Source organism: Holophaga foetida DSM 6591, from assembly GCF_000242615.2.
Lineage (GTDB): Bacteria > Acidobacteriota > Holophagae > Holophagales > Holophagaceae > Holophaga > Holophaga foetida.
In genome coordinates, this window is sequence record NZ_KI912268.1 from 638,311 (window position 1) to 643,202 (window position 4,892).

Genomic DNA, 4,892 nt, shown 5'->3' on the forward strand with positions numbered 1-4,892 from the left:
CCGACCAACAATGAAGCCGAGAGGGCGATCCGCAAGGCGGTGCTGTGGCGGAAGGTGAGCCTGGGGGTGGAGAGCGAGCATGGCGCCCGCTTTGTGGAGCGCATGCTGACCCTGGCAGGCACGGCCCGGAAGCGCGGCGTGGACCTGCTGGAGTGGCTGACTCAGGCCATGAAGGCCAGCCTCGTCGGAATCGCCGCACCGGATTTCACAGCCTGATGCGGTCCCCGTGGAATCAGAAACCCCCTCCATGCGGAGGGGGCTGAACGGCTACTTTTGAACTTGTGGATTCAGACACTCGGTCCGGCGAACAACCAGCCCCGCCGGAATTGGTACGGGTCGATGCCTAACCAATCGTTCAACCCGGACCCAACAGCCACGGTCTTCCAATCTCCCCCATGCACTCCGCTTTCTCGTCCCCTACGCTCATCCCACCGGCTGTTGGTCCGGTTAACTCCTTTCGTTAGGCGTGGCGCTCCGTCTGGCTTCAGCGCCGTTCACAAGGCTTTTACCAGCTTTCCAAGTCTCCTCGCTTTCCGTCAAAAAGGCCTCGTTCTGGGGTTCCTCAGCGTTCACTCCATGGCATTCGCCCCTCATCGCCTTTTCGGATACGCTCGATTCATCGTTTCCTCATCCACCACTTGCCCGATCCGCCCTTCGCCTCGTTCCACCTGGCCTCCTCAACGCCTCCCGGCCAGCGCCCTTTCGTTCAGGTCCACGCTCCGTTCACCCTTCCCCCCGCCGTGTCCCACTCCCAGGTAAAAGCCCAGTGCGCCTAACCTTCCATTCAACCCGGACCCAACAGCCGCGATCTACTTCCAAGTCCTCTCCGCATGATTCCTACTCCGTCTTCCACTCCGTCCCCTTCACCGGCTGTTGGTCCGGTTAATTCCTTTCGTTAGGCGCAACACATGGAGTCTACGTGAACAAATCTGACGTCCTGACTGATATTCTCGATGAAGATCCAACCTATGCCGACATCATCAAAACGGTAGAGAACCAAGTTGAAAAACAATTAAAATTTGCAGAAGGTTAAAAAAGGCATCGGTTATTGCCACACTTTCTGGTCACTAAAAAAAGAAATGTTGAAAACAGAATATGGGCTTGAGTGGAAATCACCTGCCGAGCTCAATCCAAATATCATGTTTGATTAGGTGAAGTCATGACGGAATTATCACATGGAGTTTCTGGGGTAGCTGGAGAGTATTTCGTTTGTGCAGAGTTATCTATGCGCGGATACCTTGCAACCTTAACCCTCAAAAACGCAGAAGGCATTGACATTCTTGCTACGAAACCAAACTCAGGCAAAGCCATATCAATACAAGTAAAGACTATACAAGGCGAAAACCGCCACTGGGTCATGAACGAAAAACACGAAAAGATACAAAGCGACGATCTTTACTATGTATTTGTAAGACTAAAATCCGCAGGTCAACGGCCAGACTTCCATATCGTACCAAGTTCAATAGTCGCTGCGCACGTAGCAAAGCGGCATCAAGAATGGCTATCCGAGCCAAAGAGAGATGGCAGCCCAAGAAAAGATACTTCCATGCGCGGATTTACAGACAAAGACAATCTATATGCCGAAAAATGGAATCTCATCGGCTAGGCGCCTAACCTTCCGTTCAACCCGGACCCAACAGCCACGATCTTCCAACCTCCCCCATGCATCTCGCTTTCTCGTCCCCTTCGCTCATCCCACCGGCTGTTGGTCCGGTTAACTCCTTTCGTTAGGCAGTAGGCTCCGCCCCTGCCATAACGAAGCCGAGTTGGTGCTTTCTCTCGTCTTCCAAGGCTTGCCGCCATTCAGGTAAAAGGGCCTCGAACTGGGTTTCCTCTGGACTCACTCCATTCCATTCGCCCCTCATCGCCGATTCAGATACGCTCGATTCATAGGTTCCTCGTTCTTTGACCAATCGCTCGGCCCTTCATCTCGCTCCACCTGGCCACCTCAATGCCTCCGGCCAGCGCGCTTTCGCTCCGGTTCCAGCTCGGTCCACCGCTCCGCCCTCAGTTCCACACGCCAAGGCAAATCCTTTCCGTCTGCCTAACGCGGCGTTCAACCCGGACCCAACAGCCACGGTCTTCCAACTTCCCCCATGATTCCAGCTTCCTCGCCCCCTTCGCTCATCTCACCGGCTGTTGGTCCGGTTAACTCCTTCCGTTAGGCAGTAGGCTCCGCCCCTGCCATAACGAAGCCGAGTTGGTGCTTTCTCTCGTCTTCCAAAGCTTGCCGCCCTTCAGGCAAAAGGGCCTCGAACTGGGTTTCCTCTGGACTCACTCCATTCCATTCGCCCCTCATCGCCGATTCAGATACGCTCGATTCATAGGTTCCTCGTTCTTTGACCAATCGCTCGGCCCTTCATCTCGCTCCACCTGGCCACCTCAATGCCTCCGGCCAGCGCGCTTTCGTTCCGGTTCCAGCTCGGTCCACCGCTCCGCCCTCAGTTCCACACGCCAAGGCAAATCCTTTCCGTCTGCCTAACGCGGCGTTCAACCCGGACCCAACAGCCACGGTCTTCCAATCTCCCTCGTGCACAACGCCTTCTCGTCCCCTTCGCTCATCCCACCGGCTGTTGGTCCGGTTAACTCCTTTCGTTAGGCAGTAGGCTCCGCCCCTGCCATAACGAAGCCGAGTTGGTGTTTTCTCTCGTCTTCCAAGGCTTGCCGCCCTTCAGGCAAAAGGGCCTCGAACTGGGTTTCCTCTGGACTCACTCCATTCCATTCGCCCCTCATCGCCGATTCAGATACGCTCGATTCATAGGTTCCTCGTTCTTTGACCAATCGCTCGGCCCTTCATCTCGCTCCACCAGGCCACCTCAATGCCTCCGGCCAGCGCGCTTTTGTTCCGGTTCCAGCTCGGTCCACCGCTCCGCCCTCAGTTCCACACGCCAAGGCAAATCCTGTCCGTCTGCCTAACCTTCCGTTCAACCCGGACCCAACAGCCACGATCTGCTAATCTCCCCCATGCATCCCGCCTTCTCGTCCCCTTCGCTCATCCCACCGGCTGTTGGTCCGGTTAATTCCTTTCGTTAGGCGTGGCGCTCCGTCTGGCTTCAGCGCCGTTCACAAGGCTTTTACCAGCTTTCCAAGTCTCCTCGCTTTCCGTCAAAAAGGCCTCGTTCTGGGGTTCCTCAGCGTTCACTCCATGGCATTCGCCCCTCATCGCCTTTTCGGATACGCTCGATTCATCGTTTCCTCATCCACCACTTGCCCGATCCGCCCTTCGCCTCGTTCCACCTGGCCTCCTCAACGCCTCCCGGCCAGCGCCCTTTCGTTCAGGTCCACGCTCCGTTCACCCTTCCCCCCGCCGTGTCCCACTCCCAGGTAAAAGCCCAGTGCGCCTAACCTTCCATTCAACCCGGACCCAACAGCCGCGATCTACTTCCAAGTCCTCTCCGCATGATTCCTACTCCGTCTTCCACTCCGTCCCCTTCACCGGCTGTTGGTCCGGTTAATTCCTTTCGTTAGGCGTGGCGCTCCGTCTGGCTTCAGCGCCGTTCACAAGGCTTTTACCAGCTTTCCAAGTCTCCTCGCTTTCCGTCAAAAAGGCCTCGTTCTGGGGTTCCCCAGCGATCACTCCATGGCATTCGCCCCTCATCGCCTTTTCGGATACGCTCGATTCATCGTTTCCTCATCCACCACTTGCCCGATACGCCCTTCGTCTCGTTCCACCTGGCCTCCTCAACGCCTCCCGGCCAGCGCCCTTTCGTTCAGGTCCACGCTCCGTTCACCCTTCCCCCCGCCGTGTCCCACTCCCAGGTAAAAGCCCAGCGCGCCTAACCTTCCGTTCAACCCGGACCCAACAGCCACGATCTGCTAATCTCCCCCATGCATCCTGCTTTCTCGTCCCCCTCGCACATCCCACCGGCTGTTGGTCCGGTTAACTCCTTTCGTTAGGCGTGTCGCTCCGTCTGGCTTCAGCGCCGTTCACAAGGCTTTTACCAGCTTTCCAAGTCTCCTCGCTTTCCGTCAAAAAGGCCTCGTTCTGGGGTTCCTCAGCGTTCATTCCATGGCATTCGCCCCTCATCGCCTTTTCGGATACGCTCGGTTCATCGTTTCCTCATCCACCACTTGCCCGATCCGCCCTTCGCCTCGTTCCACCTGGCCTCCTCAACGCCTCCCGGCAGTGCCCTTTCGTTCAGGTCCACGCTCCGTTCACCCTTCCTCCCGCCGTGTCCCACTCCCAGGTAAAAGCCCAGCGCGCCTAACCTTCCATTCAACTCGGACCCAACAGCCGCGACCCACTTCCAAGTCCTCTCCGCATGATTCCTTCGCCTTCTTCCCCCTCGCCCCGTATACCGGCTGTTGGTCCGGTTAATTCCTTTCGTTAGGCATCTCTAATCTCACCCGGAGAAGGAATGAGCGAATTTGCAGACAACTATCACCTTCGCTCCTCTGATATTGGGGAAGCTGTGGCTTTGCTCAAGCGCGCTGGGCTTTCTGGGTATGCAATGCCCGAGGATAATGGCTGGATCATGATCGTCGCTGAAGGCGAGATGTTCCGACCAAATAAAAAAATCATTTCACAAAATCAGGGCGAACTCCTCCATCTTGTTTCGGCTGAGGATCACGGCTGGGGTTTTGAGCTTTACAGAGGGCCTGAGGAGGCCTTTGGCTATGCCTGCAGCTGGGATCCCTCCATTACGATTGAACGCCCCTTGGCATACGACCAACTCATTTCTTCCTTTCCCCAGTTTTCGGACCAATTCACTAGTCAGGAGCTTGCGAACATCTTCGAGCCAGAGTCATTCGACTCAATGTACGAAACGGGTCCGGTTGATGTGTTTGCAAACACGGTTGGTGTGAAATTCTTCCATTGGATCAATTTTGAACGTAAGCGTTCAGCCCCCGCAGGGGGATGGACGCTTACAAATTCAGTCCATATGAGCCAT

General features: G+C 56.1%; 3 protein-coding genes. All 3 read left to right on the forward strand.

The window, feature by feature from the left end; translation table 11 throughout:
- On the forward strand, positions 1-216 hold a 216-nt coding region (locus HOLFODRAFT_RS18980; protein ID WP_005031113.1), incomplete at its 5' end, for an IS66 family transposase.
- Between the two features lie 943 nt (positions 217-1,159).
- A complete protein-coding gene (locus HOLFODRAFT_RS24315) occupies positions 1,160-1,606 on the forward strand; it encodes a hypothetical protein (RefSeq protein WP_148300335.1) in 447 nt (148 codons plus the stop codon).
- Between the two features lie 2,752 nt (positions 1,607-4,358).
- Positions 4,359-4,892 (forward strand): hypothetical protein (locus HOLFODRAFT_RS24730; protein WP_005031234.1); only part of this gene is annotated, 534 nt, incomplete at its 3' end.